The sequence below is a fragment of the Viridibacillus arvi genome (assembly GCF_001274945.1).
In the GTDB taxonomy this organism is placed as follows: domain Bacteria; phylum Bacillota; class Bacilli; order Bacillales_A; family Planococcaceae; genus Viridibacillus; species Viridibacillus arvi.
Map to the genome: position 1 here is coordinate 1,489,111 of NZ_LILB01000001.1, position 25,204 is coordinate 1,514,314.

26 protein-coding genes are annotated in these 25,204 nt (G+C 35.9%); 7 read left to right on the forward strand and 19 right to left on the reverse strand.

Translation table 11 applies throughout. The features are described from left to right. Window positions 1-113: 113 nt before the first annotated feature. The 11 genes from AMD00_RS07095 to AMD00_RS07145 all read right to left on the reverse strand — a co-directional run bounded on the left by AMD00_RS07095 (window position 114) and on the right by AMD00_RS07145 (window position 11,728). Window positions 114-1,193 carry a toxic anion resistance protein gene (locus AMD00_RS07095; protein WP_053416335.1) on the reverse strand — a complete coding sequence of 360 codons (1,080 nt, stop codon included), beginning with the start codon at window positions 1,191-1,193 and terminating at the stop codon, window positions 114-116. Window positions 1,194-1,215: 22 nt separating this feature from the next. Continuing rightward, window positions 1,216-2,838: a YceG family protein gene (locus AMD00_RS07100; protein ID WP_053416336.1), complete on the reverse strand. Its 1,623-nt coding sequence runs from the start codon at window positions 2,836-2,838 to the stop codon at window positions 1,216-1,218. Window positions 2,839-2,893: 55 nt separating this feature from the next. After that, entirely contained in the window at window positions 2,894-3,706 is an 813-nt protein-coding gene (locus AMD00_RS07105) for an HAD family hydrolase (RefSeq protein WP_053416337.1), read from the reverse strand. Window positions 3,707-3,716: 10 nt separating this feature from the next. After that, window positions 3,717-4,826, reverse strand: a complete 1,110-nt coding sequence (locus AMD00_RS07110) for a cysteine protease StiP family protein (protein WP_053416338.1) — start codon at window positions 4,824-4,826, stop codon at window positions 3,717-3,719. Continuing rightward, window positions 4,823-6,202: a phosphoribosyltransferase family protein gene (locus tag AMD00_RS07115; RefSeq protein ID WP_053416339.1), complete on the reverse strand. Its 1,380-nt coding sequence runs from the start codon at window positions 6,200-6,202 to the stop codon at window positions 4,823-4,825. The genes AMD00_RS07110 and AMD00_RS07115 overlap by 4 nt, the downstream gene beginning before the upstream one ends. Then, window positions 6,192-7,358, reverse strand: a complete 1,167-nt coding sequence (locus AMD00_RS07120; protein ID WP_053416340.1) for an HpcH/HpaI aldolase/citrate lyase family protein — start codon at window positions 7,356-7,358, stop codon at window positions 6,192-6,194. Before AMD00_RS07120 ends, AMD00_RS07115 begins: the two co-directional genes overlap by 11 nt. Window positions 7,359-7,460: 102 nt before the next feature. Further along, on the reverse strand, window positions 7,461-8,213 hold the full coding sequence (locus AMD00_RS07125) for a TerC family protein (RefSeq protein WP_053416341.1): 753 nt from the start codon (window positions 8,211-8,213) through the stop codon (window positions 7,461-7,463). Between the two features lie 50 nt (window positions 8,214-8,263). Then, window positions 8,264-8,839 carry a TerD family protein gene (locus AMD00_RS07130; protein WP_053416342.1) on the reverse strand — a complete coding sequence of 192 codons (576 nt, stop codon included), beginning with the start codon at window positions 8,837-8,839 and terminating at the stop codon, window positions 8,264-8,266. A 38-nt stretch (window positions 8,840-8,877) separates the two neighbouring features. Continuing rightward, entirely contained in the window at window positions 8,878-9,462 is a 585-nt protein-coding gene (locus AMD00_RS07135) for a TerD family protein (RefSeq protein WP_053416343.1), read from the reverse strand. Between the two features lie 32 nt (window positions 9,463-9,494). Next, entirely contained in the window at window positions 9,495-10,106 is a 612-nt protein-coding gene (locus AMD00_RS07140; protein WP_053416344.1) for a TerD family protein, read from the reverse strand. Between the two features lie 386 nt (window positions 10,107-10,492). After that, the gene (locus tag AMD00_RS07145) at window positions 10,493-11,728 is read right to left on the reverse strand and encodes a transglutaminase domain-containing protein (protein ID WP_157059196.1); all 1,236 of its coding nucleotides are present in this window, start codon (window positions 11,726-11,728) and stop codon (window positions 10,493-10,495) included. A 441-nt stretch (window positions 11,729-12,169) separates the two neighbouring features. On the opposite strand from AMD00_RS07145, the gene AMD00_RS07150 reads away from it, so the two are divergent. Beyond that, window positions 12,170-12,952, forward strand: coding sequence for a TrmB family transcriptional regulator (locus tag AMD00_RS07150; RefSeq protein WP_053416346.1), 783 nt, complete (start codon window positions 12,170-12,172; stop codon window positions 12,950-12,952). Between the two features lie 43 nt (window positions 12,953-12,995). On the opposite strand, the gene AMD00_RS07155 is transcribed toward AMD00_RS07150, so the two are convergent. Then, window positions 12,996-13,766 (reverse strand): sulfite exporter TauE/SafE family protein, encoded by a 771-nt coding sequence (locus AMD00_RS07155; protein ID WP_053416347.1) that lies wholly within the window; start codon window positions 13,764-13,766, stop codon window positions 12,996-12,998. A gap of 165 nt (window positions 13,767-13,931) precedes the next feature. Here AMD00_RS07155 and AMD00_RS07160 point away from each other — a divergent pair, with 165 nt between their 5' ends. Then, complete coding sequence (locus AMD00_RS07160; RefSeq protein ID WP_053416348.1) at window positions 13,932-14,147, forward strand: DUF5316 family protein; 216 nt, start codon at window positions 13,932-13,934, stop codon at window positions 14,145-14,147. Between the two features lie 35 nt (window positions 14,148-14,182). Here the strand turns inward: AMD00_RS07160 and AMD00_RS07165 are convergent, their stop codons facing one another. Beyond that, complete coding sequence (locus AMD00_RS07165) at window positions 14,183-15,085, reverse strand: TetR/AcrR family transcriptional regulator (protein ID WP_053416349.1); 903 nt, start codon at window positions 15,083-15,085, stop codon at window positions 14,183-14,185. Window positions 15,086-15,289: 204 nt separating this feature from the next. On the opposite strand from AMD00_RS07165, the gene AMD00_RS07170 reads away from it, so the two are divergent. Continuing rightward, window positions 15,290-16,810: a DHA2 family efflux MFS transporter permease subunit gene (locus AMD00_RS07170; RefSeq protein ID WP_053416350.1), complete on the forward strand. Its 1,521-nt coding sequence runs from the start codon at window positions 15,290-15,292 to the stop codon at window positions 16,808-16,810. Window positions 16,811-17,158: 348 nt separating this feature from the next. Here AMD00_RS07170 and AMD00_RS07180 read toward each other — a convergent pair whose 3' ends face one another. After that, window positions 17,159-17,536, reverse strand: a complete 378-nt coding sequence (locus AMD00_RS07180; RefSeq protein WP_053416352.1) for a hypothetical protein — start codon at window positions 17,534-17,536, stop codon at window positions 17,159-17,161. Window positions 17,537-17,694: 158 nt separating this feature from the next. Here AMD00_RS07180 and AMD00_RS07185 point away from each other — a divergent pair, with 158 nt between their 5' ends. Further along, complete coding sequence (locus AMD00_RS07185) at window positions 17,695-17,955, forward strand: excalibur calcium-binding domain-containing protein (protein ID WP_053416353.1); 261 nt, start codon at window positions 17,695-17,697, stop codon at window positions 17,953-17,955. 51 nt (window positions 17,956-18,006) lie between these two features. Here the strand turns inward: AMD00_RS07185 and AMD00_RS07190 are convergent, their stop codons facing one another. Genes AMD00_RS07190 through AMD00_RS07200 form a run of 3 tightly spaced genes read right to left on the reverse strand, consistent with a single transcriptional unit; the run spans window position 18,007 to window position 20,081 of the window. Beyond that, window positions 18,007-18,447: a Fur family transcriptional regulator gene (locus tag AMD00_RS07190; protein ID WP_053416354.1), complete on the reverse strand. Its 441-nt coding sequence runs from the start codon at window positions 18,445-18,447 to the stop codon at window positions 18,007-18,009. Between the two features lie 21 nt (window positions 18,448-18,468). Further along, window positions 18,469-19,311, reverse strand: a complete 843-nt coding sequence (locus AMD00_RS07195) for a metal ABC transporter permease (RefSeq protein WP_053416355.1) — start codon at window positions 19,309-19,311, stop codon at window positions 18,469-18,471. After that, entirely contained in the window at window positions 19,308-20,081 is a 774-nt protein-coding gene (locus AMD00_RS07200) for a metal ABC transporter ATP-binding protein (protein ID WP_053416356.1), read from the reverse strand. The genes AMD00_RS07195 and AMD00_RS07200 overlap by 4 nt, the downstream gene beginning before the upstream one ends. A gap of 103 nt (window positions 20,082-20,184) precedes the next feature. Between AMD00_RS07200 and AMD00_RS07205 the strand changes: the two genes are divergently transcribed. Continuing rightward, window positions 20,185-20,424, forward strand: coding sequence for a hypothetical protein (locus tag AMD00_RS07205; protein WP_053416357.1), 240 nt, complete (start codon window positions 20,185-20,187; stop codon window positions 20,422-20,424). Between the two features lie 70 nt (window positions 20,425-20,494). Here the strand turns inward: AMD00_RS07205 and AMD00_RS07210 are convergent, their stop codons facing one another. Next, the gene (locus tag AMD00_RS07210; protein ID WP_053416358.1) at window positions 20,495-21,385 is read right to left on the reverse strand and encodes a deoxyribonuclease IV; all 891 of its coding nucleotides are present in this window, start codon (window positions 21,383-21,385) and stop codon (window positions 20,495-20,497) included. Window positions 21,386-21,403: 18 nt separating this feature from the next. Then, on the reverse strand, window positions 21,404-22,702 hold the full coding sequence (locus AMD00_RS07215; RefSeq protein WP_053416359.1) for a DEAD/DEAH box helicase: 1,299 nt from the start codon (window positions 22,700-22,702) through the stop codon (window positions 21,404-21,406). Window positions 22,703-22,878: 176 nt separating this feature from the next. Between AMD00_RS07215 and vrrA the strand changes: the two genes are divergently transcribed. Together vrrA and AMD00_RS07225 are read left to right on the forward strand one after the other, a co-directional pair. Beyond that, window positions 22,879-23,556, forward strand: coding sequence for a VrrA/YqfQ family protein (vrrA, locus tag AMD00_RS07220; RefSeq protein WP_053416360.1), 678 nt, complete (start codon window positions 22,879-22,881; stop codon window positions 23,554-23,556). Between the two features lie 77 nt (window positions 23,557-23,633). After that, on the forward strand, window positions 23,634-24,614 hold the full coding sequence (locus AMD00_RS07225; protein ID WP_053416361.1) for a 4-hydroxy-3-methylbut-2-enyl diphosphate reductase: 981 nt from the start codon (window positions 23,634-23,636) through the stop codon (window positions 24,612-24,614). Window positions 24,615-25,204: the final 590 nt, after the last annotated feature.

Genomic DNA, 25,204 nt, shown 5'->3' on the forward strand with positions numbered 1-25,204 from the left:
TTGTTCAACTCGTACTTTTGCCATAAAAAAACCCCCGTAAAAGTTAGAATGGTGTCTAACTTTTACGGGGCAGTTCATTCTCTTCGGAAATGCTTTTTGTCATTTTTTCACTTTTATCCGTTAGATAGAACGCGCTTAGCATCTTCACGAATAGCTTCTAGACGTTTTTTATCTTCTACACGTTGAACTGCTTGTTCTTGTTTAACTGCTTTATATTCGTCAATACCTGTAACAATGGTATCCCACATGTTCTCAATCGTTTCCATTTTGATGCTTGAGCTACCAGAACGGCGAGCGATATCCACGCTTTGTTGCATGATGTCACTTGTTACATCTTGTAGCATTTGGTTTGCACGATCTTCAAATGCATTTAAAGAGTCTGCATGTAACTTTTGACGGCGTGCATTGACTGCATTAATAATCCCCATTTTGAAAACTGGAATTGTTGTTACAAAAGCACTGTTAATCTTAGCAATTAGGTCATTATTCCCACGTTGCATTGTTTTGATTTGTGGTGCTGCGATAACCGCTACCATACGCGCTTTTTCAAGGTCATCTACTTTACGCTCTAATAATTCCTGTACTGTTCTTAAGTTTTCAAGCTCAATACGTGCCATTTGGTTCCCACCACTTACACGTGCTTCACACTCAGGAATTAACGAAGTTTTTACTTCGTCTAGCTTCATTTCTGCTGCAACAATATACTTCTCTAACTCGAAGTAATATTCTATATCCTCTTGATATAGCCCTTCCAAATCACGGTTATTACTTTTCAATTCCTCTTCAATAATCATAAACTGTGCATGGATTTTTTCAATTTCTTTACCAAGCGTATTGTATTTACTGAAAAGAGCTTCTACTTTTTGCTTAGCACGTTTGAAAATTTTATCTAACATGCCTGGTTCTTTTGTTAACTCATTTTTGTCGAACTTATTCATTAACTTTTCTAATTGGTTCAACAATTCACTTGATTGATCTAGTTTTGATACAGTCATTGTATCTAGAATTCGGTCAGAGAAACGTGACAGTTTGATTGCTGGTTCTTTACCTAATGATAATAAATCGATTTGATTTCTAATATCTATCATCTTCACGATTTTTTGGACTTCAGGTTCTTGACGTAATTGCAATTTCATTTCATTTGCTGTTTGTTCGTTTAATCCATCTTTTTCAATGGCAACTAAATCAGACATTTGGACACTCCCTGCTCATAAGCTATAAAAACTTATGGATGAATTTTTTTATTATTGAATTTGGTTTTGCTTTTGGCTCTTGATATGGTTGGTCAAAAACCATATGTTCGAGTAAATGAACGTCAAATATATCTTTTTCCATGTACAATTCCATATCTAATTTACCTGTCGGATTATATAAAATGATATCTACACCAAATCGGTTTAAAAAGACAAGTAATGCTGCATCTTCTCGCGATAGTTCCCCGTCCATTTGAGAATGATATAAAACGAGTCGAGGAATTTCTTGCGCATAGTCAAAGTTCTGCAGTAAACGTAACAGTTCAATTGGAATCATTGTTGCTGCTTTAAACATAAAGAGTTGAAGATCTATCTCCTTCTCATGTGCAAGTGGCAGAAGTGAAGGATTTTCACAGCAATCTTTAATCGTATGTGCAATTGCTTTCTGAATGGATTCCTGTAATTGACCATATTGCCACCAATCACTTGTCATCATTTTAGAAGGTGATAATTCATTATTCTCCAAACAATGATTGTAATGGAATTGGAAATTTGCCTTACTAGTTTTCATATATGGAAATGTTTTAACAAATTGGCTATTCGAACCTTGTATAAGCTTGTGCATATTCTCCCAATATTCTTCACGATCCGCTGAAATACCAGCAATTTTCGCAAATATAACCGGAATATATATTTGCTCTCCGACAACTTTGAATTCTGGTCTTACCATCGCTTTTTCATTGCCATAAATGAAAATATCATCATATGTCGTACGCAATGTAATAGAGCGTGGTAAATGTTCTTTGAACTGCCATGGTTTATAAACACCAGATTGTTGATCATGCATCAACTTATCAAAATGTTTACTTGAGCGATAACCAACAGTTGCTTGTCGTTCGCGTAATTTATCAGGAAAAGGTTGCAATGTTGTCGTTGTTGCATAACGATAGACAACTGACAATTGCTCCTCAGGATCTATTGCAGAAAACTCATCTGTCCCAGTAGGAGAAAAAACTAACACATCGCATCCAAGCTCCATTAATAATAATAAAAAGTAGCGCTGGCTAATGGTCGACTCTCCGTACCAAACTACTTTAGGAAATTCATCTCCGATATCTAATGTCTGTGACCATTTTGCCCAATGGTTTTTAAGCCATTTGATCATATCGATTAAAAATCGTCTAAACTCATTTGATAGTAACCCTGCTGCTTGCTGTTCTTTAAATAATTCGATGATTTTAATCATGGTCAACTGTAAATGCTTATTTATAAAAGCATTTGGATGTTGTGGGATTAGTTGATGCCCATACATCATCGCTACTAAACGATTAATAGACAAACCTTTAGGCGTCTCCTGATGTGCCTTTAAGATTGCTTGCACAGCTTGGAAGTCCTTTGGATCGATGTATTTATCTAATTCTTCGCTCAATACATGAACCGAGTCATTTTTCGCCATATCAAATAGCGCATTAAAATAATCATCTTCTTCTACAGGAACACCCAATACACGTACAGCAATTCGACTAAAACGGAATTTGGAATCATCCAATTCATAAAGCGCTCTATCTTTACTAGACGCCAAAAACTGCGCTTGCCAATCTGTTGTATCCTTATGTAATATAGGCTCAATTTGCATATTACGCATACAAACTCCTCCTTCCTTAAAGAGTGTGTTTGAACTTATAGCATTTCATTTTCTCTTATAGTGTAACACGATTCACATGCTCTAGAACATCTTGTAATAGCTCTTTCGTGAAGGCTGTACCATTTTCTTTTGAGTAGTGAGTTTGCATTAGTTTTTTCGGCTCTTTATCCTTCATATCACCGTGAAGTGGTGTGTAAGAGCGGTCTGCCATTGCTAGCATATTATAGTCCAATATAGAGTCGCCAGCTGCAAAATGATAGTCAAAGCTATATTTATTCTTGATATACGAAACTGCTGCTTCTTTCGTTAGTACATTAGGAAGCATATAGAGCTTTTTCTTTTGTAACAGTAAATGCCATCCAAGTTCATGTAATTCCTCTTTTAATTGTTGCAAAGCATCCGCTTGGATATTTTCTAGATGAACGTGATTGACATAAAATAAATCATCAATATATAAAGATCGCTCCATCCAATCAGCATACTTTATATCTTTCATAATTCGTAGCATTTGTTCATCTGGCACCGAAGAGTCTTCAATGGATTGCCTTAATTGCTTTGCCCATACGAGATCCGGTTTACCATTCTCTAATATAATACCCCCATTACTTGTAACCGCAACAAGCGGGTGTAATTCTTGCATGGCATGAATCCGTTCATATTGATGTCTTGCACGCGTAGTAACTGGAACAAATAAGGTCTTTTCTCTTACTTCTTTTAGTAATTCCATCGTTTCGTCACACATCCAACTAGTCTCTACATCATCTTTACGTTCTACTGCAGTTTTCGTACTGGTAGTAGGGTAAAGAGACATCATGTGATTTGAATAAATGATTGTACGATCTAAATCAGATGTAAATAGTATCTTCATATTAACTCCTCTATACTCTTTTAATGAGTCCACAACAAGAATAGGACATATTAGGGTATTCTTCAATTGGAATGTTTTTGTCTTTTGCTAATAATAATACATGTTCTAAATCATCAATACATTTGGGGTTAATCAAAATTTTCCATGGTACACGACGCAGTAATACTCTAGTTGTTTCTCCGATTCCAGGCTTTATGAGATTGGCATCAGGTATTTCCATTTCTTTTTGAATAGTTTCAACAGCTTTCATCCCAAGCCATGTAGGTGTTGTATCTTCCAACAGACGCTCTACCAGAATACTTTGTACTTCATCAGCTATATGCTGAAAATATGCCGATATTTTATCAATATATAAATTGGATACATCGTCGCTTCTAAACTCTTCATAGAATTTCGCCCCATGAAAATCCCCTTTTGCTAAAAGATTTTCATTTAAAATAGTACGACTAACCAGCCCTGAAACTGTAGAGTTTAAACAAGCAGATGGAATCAAAAAGTCCTCTCTTGTCCCGTATAATGAAGAACAATGACCTGGATCTGCTAGAACCGCTAAGTCGCTATCAATTTGAGTTCCATGCTTTTCATTATAAATCACACATGATTGATCTAGCTCTTTTGTGATTGCCCCTTTGCCTGTCCAACCATCGATAAACTGAATATTAGCATCAGGGTGCTTTTCTAAAATATAGCTGATCGCTGTCTCATCGAAACCTTTCCCACGAATAATTGAAATCGAATAGTGCGGGATATTCTCATTATAATGTTCTTGCAAGTAACGCTTAATTAATACACCAATAGGGGTACCCGCTCTTGCTAAACTAACAAGCACTAAATTTCCAAGGCTTTTTTGCATTTTTATTTGCTCAGCTACAACACCTACTGCAATAGCAATACGCTTTGCATATTCTTCTAACGTTTGATGAAATAAGTTTAAATACTCTTTAGAAGGCTGATATTCAATCGGTAACATTTCTGAATAGTGTGTCCCTGATTGAATTAGTCGTTCACGCTCCTCATTACTCATTTCAAGTGATTCCGTACTTAAATCACGCAATAAAAAGACACAGTCATCCGATTGATAGCTGCCCATTGGATCTGGTATATATTTTGCGTTAGTCATTCAGTTTCCTCCCCATAGCTCATCACGAGGATAAATATTCGCTCTATATTCACGGTTTCCAGTTGTTCTATTAGCTCAGTTAATGCAGCTTTGTTTGCTATTCTTTCTACTACAAGGAAAAGTTCAGTGTATGGATAGGTATCTAAATTATATAAGAAATTCACAACTCCATTATTTTCTGGACTATCAAATGACCATTTTTGCGAAATAGTATACCCCTCATCTAAAGAAGGATAAATTGGACTACGTGTCGATGATTGGAAATATACATCTGACCCCATAAGTGAAGCTACTCGCATCGGGATATACATAAATTCTCCGGTTCCTACTACAAGAGCTGGACCTGTTGTACGTAACGTATTAAGCTGTTCTGCTATTTGCTGTAATTGCCCATCAAGCTCATGATGCAGTTCAGCTGTTAAGCTAAATCGACCTGTACCTTGTAAATAAGGCGCATTATTCACTCTTTGTCGCTCGTCTGTAGATGTATATGGAAGTATATTATTTGATTTGGTATCTAGTACTTGAATACGCGCTTTGTTTTGTTTTGCATTTTCTAGCTTCTGTTCCACTAATTCCGGTGCCCCGTGTAGCTCAAAGTGACCTTGCACAATGGATATAAACTGTATAGTGATGCCCCACTCTTTTTCTAACTGATTAAAAATGTCCTGTTTTTCCTGTGGACGCCAATCTAAAATAGCCATAACCGTGTAATACTTAATATGCGGAAAACGTTCATTTAACGTCTTAATAATATTAATCACTGTATTACCAGTCGTCATTTCATCATCGACTAAAACAATTCGTTGTGCTTGCTCAAAAACCGCTTCATTTGTTGAATAAACACGATGACTTGTTGCATGTGAGTGCTCTTCTTCAAAACAGATAATCGGCTCAAGCTCATTAATCAATTCTCGTGTCGTATGAATATAAGTGGCATTTGAATTAAAGTTACGGAAAACGGCATGTCCTAATGCTGTTGCAGTTTCAGCAAAACCGATAAAAAGTGTCTGATGTGGTAAGTTTACCGGCAGTTTTGTTACCTGCTCAAACGTTTCTTGTACATCTACTTCACGACGTAAAGCACGAGCTACTAGATTTTCTAAATCATGCATTTCACCATAAGTCTTTTCCATATAACGCATACTTAGTAATGTACCTACTAATAACGGCATTTGAGATTCCACTGCCAAATGCTTCCCAAGTACTTTACTGACAAAAAGAAAACCTCTCTTTTTATTAATACGCGTTGCCATTTGAAATAAATCCTCTATGTTAAAATGATATGGATTGTTATCTAATGTTACAGTAATTTCATATTCACCTAAAATCGGTAGTCGTTGTTCATATTGATTTTTTATCAATTTATTCACCATCCATACTTAATAAAAATGTTGCAAAATCAGCCGATTCATTTAATACACCAAAGAACTTTGCTCTCATAAGAATTTCTTCTGCCCAAAAACTATGTGGTTTCATCTCATTCATCTTATTAGCATATTGACTCTTCAGGACTCCTTTAGAGCCGTCATTATGCTTCTTGATACTAAGTGCATCCATATATTCTTCATGTGTCACAGCATAAAGCGCATGGACATATCGAATATGTGATGGATGGATAATCGTCTTTCCTACTATTCCATTTTGTTTATCTAACAATACCTCTTTTACCAAACCATCTATATATTTATCTAAAATTGCCTGACGCTCACTAACAGCACCGTTTTTGATAAATGGGGTTTGCCTTAAGGTTGGTTTTAGGACCCTCTCGTGACTAAAGTATTCCCATACAGGTCCAGAAATTACATAGGCATCTGGTTGTCTCTTAAACACATTGATTATGTCAGCCATACAATCTTGGATTATTGAAACATCATAAATCGTCGAATCTGCACTTCGACGAATACCATATATACCACAGAAATCTGTTGCACCTATACGTACGTTTAATACGAGCTCACGATACTGATCTAATAACTGTTTAATCGCTAGCAATTTCTCTATTCGTTGTTCCTTGTAAATAATATCTGGTGTTTCTAGTATCGGCATACCGTAAATTTTCAGATTATATTGCTGCTTTGCTTTAGCTAATAAAGAAAAAAATTCTTGTCCTACTTCAACAGAAAACTTCGGGAAAACATATCCTGTTAAAACCACTTGTTTATGTCCCATTTCTTGCATCAAGCGACGCAATTGCTGAGGATCTCTTACTCTAATAAAAACAAGAGGGATATTCTCTAATGTAGAACTCTCATGTACATACTTTTCATAAAGCCTATCCAAAGCCATCACAACTAATTTTTCTGCTTCTTCAACATCATGATCACCAACAGCATCCTCTAAATCTATTACAAGAGAGGTTAAATCATTGTATTTACGATTTTGAATTACCTCGTCTAACTTCGGTAATGTGCCTGGCATATATAAGGTTGCACCTAATGAATAAGCTAACTCTTGTGGATTGTCCCATTTCGTAAAATGTTCGGGTGTTCTATAGAAAATTGTATCTAACATATTTTCAAAATGTCTCATATTGTTCTCTCCAACGATTTAAAATGGCCTTACAAATTAATAGAAAAAGGCATTCTATGAGTCAAAAATTAGTCGACTAATAGAACGCCTTCATGCTTAGTGTTACATATTTTCAAGCTTTTTCTTATTTCTGAAATGTACAATGAAAGTACCTAAGAATGCAATAATTAAGATAAGGAAGAAAGTTGTATTCTCCATGTGGAAACCGAAAACACCTGCAAACATTTTAATCGCAATAATTGCGATTAATATAAAGGCTGTCGTCTCCATCTCTGGAACTTTTTCGATTAATGTAAGGAATACACCAGCAATTGTTCTCATCATTATTATTCCAAGAATACCGCCTAGTAATAGGACCCATACTTGGTCAGAAATCGCAAAAGCAGCTAAAATCGAGTCAACAGAGAATGCAATATCCATTAACTCTACTGAAATGACCGTTGCCCAGAATAATCCAAACACACGCACAGTCCAGCTTTCCTTTTTAAACTCTTTTGTTTCATCATCTTCTCCGCCTTTATTTTTGAAGTGAGAATAGACGATCCATCCTAAATACAAGGCACCTAGAACTTTAACAATTGAGAATTTAACAAGGTAAACACCAATTCCTATAAATAAAAATCGGAAAATGTAAGCACCGAACATTCCATAAAGAAGTGCTTTTTTTCTTTGTTCTGGAGGCAAATGCTTTACTAGTACAGCTAATACAAGTGCATTATCTGCGGATAATAAGCCCTCCATTACAACTAGAGAACCGATTAATCCCCATGCTTCAGGGCTTTTTAATACTTCCCCCCACATTTCCCAGTTGAAGAATTGAGCGTATGTACCCAATATTTCGTTGATTATTTCCAAGTGACTTCCTCCGTTAAAAACATATTAAATTGTATGTCGATTAGCAGAACTTATTGTAGTCCATATGCGTTTACTAAAGCTCCTAAGCCACCTTGGTAACCTGAACCTACTGCTGCAAATTTCCAATCATTATTATGACGGTATAATTCACAGAATACGACAGCTGTTTCAATGCTGAAGTCTTCACCTAAATCATATCGCAGTACTTCACTTTGCGAATCTTCATTTAATAAACGAACATACGCATTTAATACTTGTCCAAAGTTTTGACGACGAGTGTCGGCTTCATGAATTGTAACAGTTACTACGATTTTATCGATTTGAGGTGAGATTTTACTTAAATCCACTAGAATTTTCTCATCATCACCATCACCTGCACCCGTACGATTATCTCCTGTATGTGTAACAGATTGATCTGCACTAACTAGGTTGTTATAAAAAATAAAATCTTGTTCGTTACGGCATTTACCAGATGCATCTAATAAAAACACAGATGCATCAAGATCAAAGTCTTGTCCGCCATCAAACTGCTTTACATCCCAACCTAATCCGATTCCTATATTTTTTAAACTAGGATCATTTTTTGTTAAATCGATTCGTTGTCCTTTACTTAGCTGAATAGCCATACACTAGACACCCTTTCTAAGTTAAAATTAATAGAAGTTTAGTTCACATCTAAGCCGTAATCATTACAAAGTGCTGCTAATCCGCCTTGGTATCCTGCACCAATCGCATTGAATTTCCATTCTGCACCGTGACGATAAATTTCACCAACAACAACCGCTGTTTCTATACTGAAATCTTCACCTAAGTCATAACGTACGATTTCTTCTTTTGTATCGGCATTCACTACACGAATAAATGCATTTGATACCATACCAAAGTTTTGACGACGAGCTTCAGCATCGTGAATTGTAACTGTAAACGCAACTCTTTCGATAGATGCTGGAATTTGGTTTAATGATACTTTTGACGTTTCATCATCGCCATCTCCAGCACCTGTTAAGTTATCGCCAGAATGCTCAACAGCACCGCCTGCACCTTTTGTATTGTTATAGAAGACAAAATCTTCTGGAGCAGTCACTTTGCCGTTAGCACCTAATAAAAATACTGAAGAATCTAAATCAAAATCTCCGCCGCCATCATACTTGTTTGTATCCCATCCTAATCCAACGATTAGATTAGATAAACCTGGGTTTGTTTTTGTTAAATCTACTTTTTGTCCTTTTTGTAACGAAATTGAAGCCATTTGAAATTCCTCCTAAGTTTTAATGTTTTATATTATTGAAATCGATTACAAACTTCGCCTAATTTAGCATCTGTTGTACCATCACCAATGGCACCAAATTTCCACTCACCGTTATGTCGGTAAATTTCACCTGTAACTAATGTTGTTAAATTAGCATAGTTCTCAGATAAATTATAACGAATCAATTCATTTCCAGTATTAGGTTCAAATACACGAATATATGCATTTTGAATCATACCAAAATGTTGTTTACGTTTTATACAATCATAAATATTTACAACAAACACAAGTTTATCGTAATCTGCTGGCACAGCTTTTAAATCGATTGTAATGACTTCATCATCTCCGTCTCCATCACCTGTTAAATTATCTCCAGAGTGTTGAACAGATCCACATTTACTTTTTAATTTGCCAAAATAAACGACATCTTGACCATCTTTTAAATGACCGTCTTTTAACATTAATACTGAGGCGTCACAGTCAACATTACTACCGCTACCTCCGCCACCAAATAGTCCACCTAATAGACCGCCACTTTTGCCTTTACTAACTGGGTCCCAGCCTAAACCTACCATTACGCGATTTAAATCCGCTTTACCCTTTGTTAAGTCGACTCTTTGACCTTTTTGTAAATTAATGCCCATAGTCATTCACTCCCTATTTTTAAAAAAATCCTCACATATTTCAGCCATAATTTGAAAAAAAATCATCATAAATTTTAAACTCCTTATATTTGTAATTATATAACAAATATCGAGAATGTTAGTAATAATTTCTTTGAATCAAATTAAATTGTATCCCCAGTAATAGATTTACTATTGGGCTATTGCCTCTATCACAAATTCACCTTGTTATGTAAAGAATTGCTCCGTATATCATTTAACTTATACGGCTTAATACTATATACGGTTATAACTTTAAATGGTTTCATTTTATTTTTCAAATCATAGATAAATAAAAAGGAAGATTTCTTAATCTGATGTCGATTAAGAAATCTTCCTTTTTTTATTATTTCAATCATTATTTCGTATTATTCGTGCAATTTCCCAGGAAATAGTTGAAAGAAAAATTGTTCAATATAAGAAAATAGATTGCCGGAATCCTTTTTCTGATCTTCTTCTACAATTTCCTCCAAATTAAGAATTTGCTCTTTCCCACCAGTTGTATAATAGAGCATTTGATCAAGTACTTTTAAATCACTCGATTCATGTTCATTAATCTTCGTTTGCTTCGAACCATCCATATGAATTCTTGTTAAATAACCCATTTTATCTTTATTACTAAAATATAGCCAATCTTCAGCTTTCACTAAGTATTTTGCATTTGTATTTGTTAATTTTTTTTCGTTTTCTGTCTTTGTATCTCTTTTATAAATACCTCTGCTACCATCTACCTTTGTATAGTAAACCTTGTCTCCAGACTTCACAAAATCTTCGGTATCTCTTATAAAATTATATGTTGTATCAGAAGCCTTTTGATAATCCTTAGTTACCCATCTGTGATCTTCCGCCAATGCTGAATCAGATAACAAGAAATATTTGCTACTTACTTTACCTGCACGATCTGGTGTAGGGTCATTAAAAGTAGAATCAACATGATACCACTTACCATCTACTTTCACTAAATTCCATGAATGCGCAACTTGATCGACATAACCTACAACATATCTTACATCGATTCCTGCTGCTTGATATAATTTATAAGCCGCTAATGTATAGCCTTGGCAAACCGCTTTTCCTTCTTTGAAAACAGCATAAGCTGAGTGAGCGCTTGCTTTAGTATCCGATCCGTATTTTGTATTTAACACGATATAATTATTAATCGCTTTTACTTTGTCAAAATCACTCATCTTTTCAGATATCTCTTCATTTATAAAACGTTTTACTTGTGCATCTACATACTGCTCTTGATTCTTCGACGTATGATAAGAAAACGTATAGTTTATAATAGCTGAACTTGAATTATATTGATAATGAATATTACTCTCTTTAAAACTACCTGAGAGATAATCATCAGCAGCTAAAAGTTGTTCCACGACTCCATTTATTTGATCCATTTTTGGAGTAATATTGCCCTTGTAAGATATGATTAACTTCCCGTCATAATTGTGCATAGCCCTAGATACGGCTGTTTTAAGACCTTTAACAGAGGAAACAGTGACTGCGTCTTTTGCAGCTGATACTTCCAAAACCCTATCACTACTACTTGTTAAGGCCAATATCAATATTAAACTGAAAATCGATAGGTACCAATTTACCTTTCTCAAGTCATCATCACATCCTCTACTTCATAAGTCTACAGTCAATAAACGTGATCTTCAATTTTTTTATCGGATAAATTAAAAGAAGGACAATACAGAAAGTCCTCATTCCCTATTATATTTTAACCATGTCGAAGTATTCCGGAAAAAAACTCTAAACAGGCTATTTTAATTTTGAATTAAATTGACCTGCATCATTATAATTTTACATTAACAAATCGTTATTAGGATTTACTCTTTTTACCATGATTCTAGAATGAAAGGGTACTCTGTATTTATACTACTGTTTTACTTAGATGATATTTATAGAAATAGCACTATATAATTGGTTACGAAATTTAACTTTATTCCCTCCATAGTAATACCCCCTAATCAAGCTAGGGCAAGCAAGTCTACGGACTATTTGATATGATAGTAACAGAATGACGAATGTACTGAGGTGGTCTTGTGCAAGACATAATACAAAAAATGCAATCGCTTGGCTTTAACCAATATGAAGCCAAAGCATATTTGGCATTAGTGCGACTTGGCTCTGCCAGTGCTTATCAAGTAAGTAAGGATTCAGGCATACCACGTGCACGCATATATGAAATTTTAAACGGACTTTCAAAACAAGGGCTTGTCTTGAAAGAAGAAATTAATGAAGCTGCTCAATATTCTCCGCTCCCTGTTGATGTCTTTTTAGAATCGATGCAATCGAATTGGCGCACTAATTTTGAATCTATTAGCGAGTCATTAAAAGAACTTGAAAAAACAGAACTGACACCAGATAATCGTGTAGCAACATTAAAAGGTGCCGATCATATACTTTCCTTCTGTCGTACTTTACTGAAAAAAGCAGAGCAAAAAGCGGTTATTTCATTTTGGGGAGATATGTATGAGGAGCTACTAGCTGATTTACAAGCAACGTCAGAGAAATGTGGACTTAAAGGCATTGTCTTTGAAATTGAACAACCCTTACAAGGTTTAGATCATCACCGTATAACGTCTTATACGGAGAATATCGGTCATCAAAAATGGTTTATCTTGTCTATTGATGGTAAAGAAATGATTTACGGTCCTTCAATTTCAGAAAGGGAAACTGCCTTTTATACCGACGACCCCGTCCATATTTATTTGTTAGAAAACTATATATGGCATGATATTCTCGTCAATCGTCTAGTAAAAAAACAAAACGATGAAGTAGAGAAATGGATTGCAACTGAGAGAGAACAATTTTTTTCAATGTAATCAGAAAATGACCTTCGCATATTATTTTGCGAAGGTCATTTTTTTATAAAATATGTAAGTAATCTAATACGTTTTTAAGGATTAAAATTACCGTAACAAAAATGAATAATACACGTACATAACTTGCACCTTTTTTAATAGCAAATTTCGAGCCAACAATTGCCCCAACAATCATCGCAAGCCCCATCGGAATGCCGTAAGAAAAATTAACTGCTCCTAGAAATAAGAACATAATAAGTGCCGCAATATTACTAGCAAAATTCAAAAACTTCGCACTTCCCGCAGCTTGTAAAAAATCAAAACCAATCATTAAAAATGCAAAGATGAAAAATGAGCCAGTTCCGGGTCCTAAAAAGCCATCGTAAAAACCGATTATTGTCATTATAGCGATAAATATTAGTGCCTTCTTTTTATCTAATTTCACATAAGTCGACTTATGACCCCAGTTTTTTTTGAAGATGGTATATGTTGCTACAGCAATTAAGAGTATTAACACAAGTGGCTTCAGTACTTCTGGAGATATAAAATGTACAAACCATGCACCTAACATCGATCCAAAGAATACAAGAGGAAAGTATTTACCAACTATCTTAAAATCAATTTTTCCAGAACGAAAAAATGAAATAGTACTAGTAAGGGATCCCATAGACCCTGCTAGCTTATTCGTTGCAATCGCTGCAGATGGTGATAATCCAGTAAACATTAATGCAGGAATAGAAATCAAACCGCCCCCACCAACAACCGAATCTATAAATGCTGCTAAAAAACCAAATGCAATTAACAATAAAAGTGTATACAAGTCCAAATCCATCATGTAAAACATCTCCCTAACTTTCTACTACAAGATAAAAACTAAGTTACTACTTTAATAGTAACTATACTTCTCTACATTGTAAATAGAGAATAAACTATAATTCTAAAATATTTAAACAACTCTTCAATAAGTTTCGTATACTAAGTTATGGAGAGGAATGATTTAATGTTTAACATCTTTTTCACTATTGGAATTATAGCAATTCTCATTGCTGGTCTAGTAATAGGTGCATGGCAAACAGGAGAACGGAACCGACGAACCGTTCAAAATATTACACCAGAAGATCGTACTCTTAGGATGAAAATAAGTACATATAGTTTAGCAGTTGGCGTAATTTGCTTCATAATCGTTTCGGTACTTTGGTATTTTGACATTAAATAAGGTAGTAAGAGCATCTGCTTTTACTACCTTATTTTTTATTCAATTACTTTGTAATCCATTTTAATTAATATTCTATAAAATTTAATAAAATGAGGTGTTGAATTAATTTCAGTGCAATTATTTAATGTAGATAACGCACTTTCAATTAGGAATGCCCGCGGCTCCTCTTTATTCATCAACTCTTCTTGTATAAAATATAAAAGTTTTAAATACGTTTCTCGTCTAGATTCATCGTTAATGAATATTTTTTCAATTTCTTTCCTTAACCCGAGTGTTGTGAAAGACAATTCATTATCGAAAGAATCCTCATTATTTCCTTCTGGAAATAGATTATTTACATGCTCTGGAGTGAATAAACGAATTCCTTCTCTACTTATATCTTCTAAGATATTCATCATACGGTCCATGCCATACTTAGCAATTTCCTTATCTGAAATTCTCTCACCTAACATTTTACTTGTCTGACGGAAGTTTTGAATAATCCCCACATAAATAATGGCACAGTCAAATGAGTACGCCTGTTTTTCCACTGGAAGTATGTTTAGGAAACGTCCATGTACCCATTTTAAGAACATAAATTTAAAATCCTTAATAAACTTAATTAATTCCGGATCATTCGAAACAATTACACCATCTAAAAGTTGTTGTAATTTATTTTGTCGATTGGCCCCCATCATTAAAACTACTTGTTCTACAAATACATCAACATCAGATATATCTTCACCAATCAGTAATTTATCCATCTTCTCTTTTATTTCAGCTATGACTAATTTAAATACAGCTTTAAAAAGATCCGCTTTCGAAGGGAAATAATTATAAAAGGATCCTTTTGAAATACCACTGTGATCTAATATTTCTTGTATCGAAGTATCACGATAACCCTTTTCTATAAATAATTCATGTGTTTTTTCTATAACATGTTTTTTTCGTTTATTCATATAAATACTCCTTTAAAATCAACCTTTTATTCCTCATAACTATATCTTACCACAATGAACCTTAGGTACACTTTTGGACCGTCGGTATATTTTTATCTTGATTAATAATAGCAATGGATGTATTATAAATATCTACAAACCGTTAGTTCAATTTTATACTAACGGTACAAAACGTTTTAACGTATAAAAGGAGATGTTTTCGAGATGCAAGAAACACAAACAAAACCTTCGTATGGTCTGTTAATTATTTTAATGACAGGTGCATTCGTAGCTTTACTGAGTAACACATTATTAAATATTGCCTTGCCTTCGATCATGAAAGATTTTGACGTAAGTGCAGCAACTGTTCAATGGTTATCAACAGGGTACATGTTAGTGAACGGAATTATGGTTCCTACTACTGCCTTTTTAATAAAAAAATATACTGCTAGAAGATTATTTTTAATAGCAATAGCATTATTCTCAATTGGTACTCTAATTGGTGGGTTCGCTCCTGTATTCCCTGTTTTATTAACAGCAAGAATGATTCAAGCTTCAGGTGCAGCAATTATGATGCCACTTTTAATGAATGTCATGTTTACAACATTCCCTCCTGAAAAACGTGGTACAGCAATGGGGATGTTCGGGTTAGTAATGATCTTTGCACCTGCAATCGGTCCTACTTTATCTGGGTGGATTATTCAACATTATGAATGGCCAACACTATTCTTCTTCATCGCTCCTATTTCAATTTTAGTATTTATTTTAGCATTCTTCAAATTGCATGATACAAAAGAGAAAGTAACTGCGACATTAGACTTTTTATCTCTTGTTTTCTCTACATTAGGATTTGGTGGTATTTTATACGGCTTCAGTTCAGCTGGTAATAATGGATGGGATGATTCATTCGTAATAATCTCACTTGCAATTGGGGTCATTTCACTTATTTGCTTTATTTATCGCCAATTCAAATTAAGCGAACCTATGCTTGATTTAAGAGTTTATAAATATCCTATGTTCGCTCTTTCATCTCTCATTTCTTTCACACTAAATATGGCTATGTTTTCAGCTATGTTATTAATGCCTATCTATTTACAAAATATTCGTGGGATTTCTCCATTGGATTCAGGTTTACTAATGTTACCGGGAGCAATTGTGATGGGGATTATGTCTCCTATTACGGGTAGATTATTCGATAAATTCGGAGCAAAAATATTAGCAATCGTTGGTTTAACTATTACAGTTGTTACTACTTACTTCTTTAGTCAGCTGACTGCTACAACAGAATACTCACATTTAGTTCTTTTATATACAGTGCGTATGTTTGGTATTTCAATGGTAATGATGCCAGTAATGACAAATGGTTTAAATCAGTTACCCGCAAAATTTACGCCTCATGGTACGGCTATGAATAGTACATTACAACAAGTTTCTGGCGCAGTAGGTGGTTCTCTACTAGTAACAATTATGTCCAACCGCTCGGTTACTCATGGCAAAGAACTATTGGATGTAGCAATCAGTAAATTATCTGCTCCTCCAACAAATGAAGTATTAGCACAAATGAAACAACAAATTATGGCACAAGCAACCATTGAAGGTATTAATGATGCATTTTTAGTATCTGCAGGTGTTGCAATAATAGCTGTCATTCTAGCTTTCTTTATTAAAAGAACGAGTTCAATTGAAAAGGTTGAGAAAGTCCCTGCTAAAGAACCTAAAAAGAATGAACCAGTTGGTCAAATTTAATATCTTCTTTTAAGTAGGAAGTTAGAGGAGAGGAGTACATTGTCTGATTGGCAAAGTAATATCAATACGTTTACAAATATTTTTATTTTCCTATTTTTGATCCAATATATATTCAGCTTTTTTAAGCAAAAACATATACTTACTAATAGGAAAATCCTTGCAAACTGTACCATACTTTCACTTTTAGTCATTTTTTCGTTACCTCTTTTAGATGTAGTAGAAATAGAACTCGATTTTATAATAGATTTTCCATTCAGAAATCCATGATAGAAAGAATCAAAAGCCCTCTACCTTTACTAACATTAATTAGTAGAAGGTAAAGGGCTTTATTTATATTGCCAATCAAGTTTATTCTTCTTTTTTCGGCTTCCAAAGTAATACTCGATCTTCTCTTTTAGCTCCTTGCAAATAGACTGCTTTTACATTCGCTAAATTTGAATCCTTTATTTCAAAGTCGAAATCACTCGATTTACCACCTAACTGCACGGTTTTCATTTTCAAATAAAATTTATCTTCAATAATATCAAAAGTATAACCCGCATACTTTTTGTTGCTATTTGTAAAGTCTCCTTTTATATGCAAAGTTTGTCCATCAATGACTTCCACTTCGTCAATTTGAATAGCTGATGTATCTGTTATTTTAGCAATGAGTGTATATATACCAAAGCTAAAAATAGCAAAAACTAAAACAGACGCAACTAATCCAAAGAAAGTACTTTTTTTCATCTTCAATCACCCGTTCATTCTGTCATACATTCCACTATAATACATTTCTACCCGACTCTCTATTTTCAAGTCTTATTTTTTTATAATTTTTTCTATGGAAATATATGATAAGGTAAGTAATGTTCTATTTACAACATTTACACTATGGAGGAAATGTAATGAAAAAAATTATTCTTGCAACATTCGCATCAACACTACTACTTGGATTATCTGTTCCCCCATTAGAAACAGACGCTGCTGCTAAAAAATTTAAAAACTGTACTGAACTTAACAAAGCGTACAAGGGTGGCATCGCCAAAAATAGCAAAGTGAAAAATAAAGGCGGTAAAACTAAATATAAACCTACAGTATCCGCTAAACTTTATGCGGCCAATAAATCTAAAGACCGCGATAAGGATGGCATTGCATGTGAAAGATAAGTCCTCTTCATAACAAAACAAGCATCTTCCCTTTGTGAAAGATGCTTGTTTTTATTTACTTATACTTTGTGATTGCTCGCAATTTTTACAGTCTGGACATTTGCCGTAGATTTCAAATTTGTGATCATCAATTTCATATGATGGTAATTGTTCTTGCAGGAGGTCCATTGGGCAGAGATGAATTTCTTTGATGTTACCACACGCCATACAAATGAAATGGTGATGATGATGTTCCGTTTCACATTGCATGCGGAAGTGACGCTCGCTGGAAAGTTCAGTTTCTTCAAGAATTCCTAATTGGACGAATGTAGCAAGATTACGATAGATTGTGTCGTAACTCATACCTGGATAATCTTTTTTCATAACAAGCAGTAGGTCACGTGCGGTTAAATATTTTTCAGTTGCCGCGAACATATCTAAGATTTGCTCTCGTTTGTCCGTTTTTTTATAGCCATTCTCTTTTAAAATTTCCCAAGCTCTAGAAATATTCATACCCAAACTCCTCCTTGTAAATTAAGCGCGTACGCTCATTGCAATCTTCTTACCTACAATAACGACTAATAAAATCAAAATTGAGATTACAACGATTGTTCCACCAGGCGCTAGGTCTAAGTAAAAAGCTGAAACAAGACCTGCTATAACAGCCGTTTCACCGAAAATAATCGCATATAATATCGCTTGTTTAAAGCCTTTCGCAATGCGAATACTTGCAGCCACTGGTAAAGTCATTAATGATGAAACTAGTAAAATCCCAACAATTCTCATACTAGCAGCAATAACTAGAGCTGTCACAATCATAAATAATAAGTGAATCCATTTTGCAGGCAAACCACTCGCTTTTGCATATTCATCATCAAATGATAAAACGAATAATTCTTTATAAAATAAATAAATAAACGCTATTACTAACAATGCAATTACTACGACAATAAATAAATCTTGTCTGCTAACAGCTGATACCGAACCAAATAAATAACTAAATAAATCGGTACTAAAACCTTTCGCAAGGGAGATAAAAATCGCACTAATCCCTATCCCACCAGACATAATAATTGGTATTGCTAATTCCTCATAATGCTTATATAAGCGACGTAATCGTTCAATAAGTACTGAGCCACTGACAGATGCCACAATCCCTAAATAAAGCGGATTAAGTAATGCTAGCCCTGTAAAAGTTTGACTTAAATATAGGCTACCTGCTATCCCTGCAAGCGTTACATGGCTAAGTGCATCCGCAATTAACGATAATCTTCTAACAACGATGAAAACGCCAAGTAACGGAGCAATGATTCCTATAATAATGCCAGATAAGAATGCATTTTGTAAAAATTCATAATGTAGTATAGATGAAATCATTGCGTCTTCTCCTCTTTGGTATGATGAATTTTACGGACTGCGTGACCATACCAAGCATTCAATTGATCGTCTGATAAAGAATCATAATCGTTCTTGAAGCCATGAAAATGGATTGTTTGATTTAAACAAGCAACATGACTTATGCGATTCGAAACAGTATCGACATCATGTGTTACTAAAATCATCGTCATTTTATGGTGCTCATTTAAATTTGCGAGCATATCATAAAAGGACTGCACATTTTCGTGGTCAATCCCGACTGTCGGCTCATCTAAGATTAATAACTTCGGCTCTGCGACAAGCGCTCTCGCTATAAAGACACGCTGCTGTTGCCCGCCTGACAACTCACCGATATTCCTATTCGCAAAGCCATCCATGCCGACATCTCGTAATGCTTGCATCACTTTTTCATTTTGATCAGCTAAGTGGCGTTTAAAAAGTCCAATTTTCTTTGTTAAGCCACTTGCAACAACTTCCTTAACTGTTGCTGGGAAACCAGAGTTAAATGAGTTTGATTTTTGAGAAACATAACCAATCAACTCTCGTTTTTTAAATGTGTTTGCCGGCTGTCCAAATAATTCAATTTGACCGGAAGTTGGTTTCATCAATCCTAAGATCAGTTTTAACATTGTTGATTTCCCCGAGCCATTTGGTCCGAGTAATGCGAGAAAATCGCCTTGCTCCACTTTTAAAGAAATATTTGATAACACCTGCGTATAGTCATATTGGAATGAAACATTTTTAAGTTCGATTAAAGGCACTTGCGCCATATTCTTCGCTTCTTTCTAATTCAGAATCATTACGATTTACAAAGAATTAGTATAAGTGAAAGATTGAACTTTGTAAAGAACGAATACTTGAAAGGGTGAAAGTATGGATTATATGTCATTAATACAGGAATTCCAAGGCAAATCTGATGAGGAGCTCGCCCTCTATGCAAAAAATTACAAGATTCCATTATCGAAAAAAGAAATTCAAAAGTTGCGCCCACTATTATCGTCCTTTTCCATTCAATGGGTGCTAATGGGGATACCTGATCAAGTTATGCGGGATATTGAAAAAGCCATTGGCAAACAAAAAACAGCAGATTTACTAAAACAGTTTGGTCGCTAAAATTTTGACAACATGAAACTGCACAAAAAAGACTTCTCACCTTTTTGGCGAGAAGTCTTCATCATATAAATTATTCCCCTCTTAATGCATCGATTTTTTCGGGCATAAAAGTTTGGTTACGGAACATTTCAATTTCATATTTGTATGGTGCTTTTTTATTTTTTGCATCTGTACCAACAAATGGTGTTTCTAAAATTTTCGGTACATCTTGGAATGCTTCATGATGGACAATGCGATTTAAGGCGTCAAAGCCAATATGACCAAAGCCAATATTTTCGTGACGGTCCTTTGCTGCCCCGCAAACGTTTTTACTATCATTGATATGGAGTACTTTGATACGATCGATACCAATTGTTTTATCAAAGTTTTCTAGAACTCCATCAAAATCATTAATAATATCATAGCCTGCATCATGCGTGTGACATGTGTCAAAGCATACAGATAGACGTTCGTTGTTTTTTACACCATCGAAAATCTGAGCAAGCTCTTCAAAAGTGCGACCACATTCAGAGCCTTTACCAGCCATCGTTTCAAGAGCGATTTGTACTGGATAATCTTGTGATAGTACTTCATTAAGTCCTTCAATGATTCTTGCTATACCAATTTCAGTACCTGCACCAACATGTGCACCTGGGTGTAAAACAATTTGTTTTGCACCGATAGCAGCTGTTCTTTCAATTTCTTTTTGTAAGAAGTCGACTCCCAGTGCAAATACTTCAGGTTTTGTTGTATTGGCAATATTGATAATATAAGGTGCATGGACAACAATATTCGAAAGCCCATGTTCCTGCATATGCAATAATCCTGCATCAATATTCAATTCTTCAATTGGTTTTCTACGTGTGTTTTGAGGAGCACCAGTATAGATCATGAAAGTGGATGCCCCGTAGGAAGCTGCTTCTTCACTAGAAGCTAGCAGCATTTTTTTGCCGCTCATAGATACGTGTGAGCCAATAAGCATGGTCTGTGGTCCTCCTTACTATTTCTGACGGTTTTTCAAACGACGTTCACGTTTTTTAACTTTATCCATTTCCCATTTCATATTACGTTTATAGCCAGGTTTAACCTTCTTAGGTTTACGGACAAGAGCTTTTGCTTTTTTGTCAATTTCGTTTTCTTTTTTCTCACGGTTTTGACGTGCATGACGTTCTTTCATGTCAATTAGTTCACCGTTTTTAATGTCTTTTGGTTGGAATGGAATACCCATTTTCTCAACGCGTGCGATTGCATCTTCTTCTGATGGTTCGAAAATTGTGATAGCCGTTCCTTTGTTACCAGCACGAGCTGTACGACCTACACGGTGAATGAAGAATTCTAAATCCGAAGGTAATTCGTAGTTAATAACATGGCTGACTCCTGGAATATCAATTCCACGTGCAGCAAGGTCTGTTGCAACGATGTATTGGAATTCCAAGTCACGTACTTGTTTCATCACTTTTTTACGATCACGTGGTGATAAGTCTCCGTGAATACGTCCAGCTTTGACTCCATTATTTGCTAAGAAATCAGCAACATAGTTCGCTTGTGAACGTGTGTTAGTGAATATAATAGCTAAATAAGGGTTGATTGTTTTCATCACTTCAAGTAAACGGCTGTTTTTTGATTTACTACGAGTTGATACTAAATAGAAATCTAAATTTTCCGCTACAGGTTTTTTATCATCCATTTTAATATGGACTGGTGATGACATATATTTTTTCAAGAATGGTTGTAATTTCTCAGGCACTGTTGCTGAGAATACGAACATTTCAAGAGTTTCAGGCATTTGAGAAGCGAATTTATCGATATCCTCGATGAAGCCCATGTCGAATGCAAGGTCTGCTTCATCTACCACAAGCATTGGTGCCGTATATACTAACAAAGCTTTTTCATCAACTAAATCACGGATTCGTCCTGGTGTACCGACAACAATTTGCGGTTGTGTTTTTAGTTTATCGATTGAGCGTTGTTTGTCTGTACCCCCGATGAACAATTTGGCTTGGATCGATGTTTCTTCGATTAGTTTTTGCAACTCTGCATAAATTTGCGTTGCAAGCTCACGAGTAGGTGCAGCAATTACCGCTTGCACTTCCTCTTTATCTGCACGGATTCGCTCTACGATTGGAATAAGGAAACTATGTGTTTTCCCTGTGCCTGTATGCGCTTGACCGATAGCACTCTTTCCTTTTAACACCAAAGGAATTATTTCCTTCTGGATAGGCGTTGGTTCTGTGAAACCTAATTTCTTAATTGCATCTTGCAAAAAAGGTTGAAAATTGTAATCTGTATATTTGGACATAATTGTCCCTCCTAACTTACTTACCTTATTGTAACATGATTCGTACATTTAGTAGACCATTTGCATATGATATCTATTAATAGTACGTACGTCAATTCAAGGTGACCATTATTTTTTTAAAATTATGGTGGTTCTTGACAATAATGTGCAAATTTCAAGGAGAAAGGAGATCATTAATGCGCTATTCATCATTTTATCCATTTGCGCAAGGTTTATCGCAATCTGGGGGCGTAGCCCAGGGCGCTGCTAACATGTTTGGTGGGGGTGCTGCTGCAGCTGGGCCTGGAGCTGCTGGCATGTTCGGTAGGGCTGCGGCTTCTGCTGGTCCTGGGGCTGCTGGCATGTTCGGTAGAGCTGCTGCGGGTGCGGCTGGGCCTGGAGCTGCTGGCATGTTCGGTAGAGCTGCTGCGGGTGCGGCTGGGCCCGGAGCTGCTGGCATGTTCGGTAGAGCTGCTGCGGGTGCGGCTGGGCCAGGGGCTGCCGGTGTTGCAAACGCAGCTGGAGCTGTCGGCGGTTTGGCGAAAATGGATCAATATTTGGCAACTGCTGATAAATTTATGAACACAGCACAACAATTCACTCCTATTTTTAAGCAAATGTCGCCTATGTTCCAAAACTTACCTGCACTTTATAGATTATACAAAGGTTTTAAATCAATTCCCTCAACTGATGTAGCTGGTGTCGGGGCTGCGGCCACGGCAGCTGCGGCTAGTACAGGAGGGGCTACCACTAGCCGGTCTTCAAATAGTGACTTAGATCTTGATAGCGATACTACACTAGAACCAAGAACATCCATACCTAGAACGCCTAGACCTTCCACACCTCGTATATTCCAACCACCATTTATACAGTAAATCGTAACCGATTCTTTGTATAAAGGTGGGCTGTCCGTTATAATGGTATTTAACGAGCAATGAAGGGAGTTCGGATTATGCAAGTAACTAAAATCACGCCACGAGGATATTGCTATGGTGTTGTAGATGCCATGGTCATCGCGCGCAACGCTGCATTAGACAAAACATTACCTAGACCTATCTATATTCTCGGAATGATTGTTCATAATAAACATGTAACGGACGCATTTGAACAAGATGGAATTATTACTCTTGATGGTGAAAACCGTAAGGACATTTTAGAAAAAGTTGATAAAGGAACAGTCATTTTCACAGCTCACGGCGTATCGCCTGAAATTCGTGAAATTGCACGCCAAAAAGGCTTAGTGTCAATTGATGCTACATGCCCTGACGTAACTGTAACCCATGACTTAATAGCCGAAAAATCACAAGAAGGCTATGACATTATTTATATTGGAAAAAAAGGACATCCAGAGCCAGAAGGTGCCATTGGTGTTGCTCCTGATCATGTTCATTTAGTGCAATCTATTGAAGATATCGAGCAATTACAATTAAATCGCGAAAAATTACTTGTAACAAACCAAACGACAATGAGTCAATGGGATGTTGCGCATTTAATGAAGCGTTTGGAAGAAAAATTTCCAAATATCGAAGTGCACAAAGAAATTTGTCTAGCAACTCAAGTTCGCCAAGAAGCTGTTGCTAAGCAAGCTGGTGCAACAGATTTATTAATTGTAGTTGGAGATCCAAAAAGTAATAACTCTAACCGTCTAACTCAAGTTTCTGAAGAAATTGCACATACAAGATCTTATCGTATCGCTGATCTTTCTGAATTGAAATTAGAGTGGTTAGAAGGTGTTAAAACTGTAGGTGTTACAGCTGGTGCCTCTACACCAACACCAATCGTTAAGGAAGTAATCAATTTCTTAGACCAATACGACCCTGCAGATCCAGAGACTCATAATATGGAACGCTCTGTCACACTTAATAAAATCTTACCTAAAATTAAAACGCCAAAGCCGGTTGTGAAAATCGAACCATATCCGACTTCGAAATAATTATGAATTGTCCCTGATGTTGAAAAATTGCATCAGGGGCTTTTTTTATTTGGTGGGTCGTGGGGATTTATGCGGATTTTGGCGCTACTCACGGGCTTTAGCGCTACTCACTCGGCTTTTGGCACTACTCACGGGCTTTAGCGCTACTCACTTCGACTTTGGCGCTACTCACTTGGCTTTTGGTGCTACTCGCATGGACTTTGGCGCTACTCACTCGGCTTTAGCGCTGCTCACTTCGGCTTTGGCGCTACTCACTTGACTTTTGGTGCTACTCGCATGGACTTTGGCGCTACTCACTCGGCTTTAGCGCTGCTCACTTCGGCTTTGGCGCTACTCACTCAGCTTTTGGCACTACTCACGGGCTTTAGCGCTACTCACTCGGCTTTTGGCACTACTCACGGGCTTTAGCGCTGCTCGCGACGGCTTTAGCGCTACTCACTTCGGCTTTGGCGCTACTCGCACAGACTTTACCACTACTCACTTCAGATTTGGCTTTACTCGAGTCCTTTTTGGCGTTTCCCAAGCAATTTCTTTTTCTACACTCTCCTCTAAATATCACGTAATAAAAAAACTCCTGCCAAATCTATCTT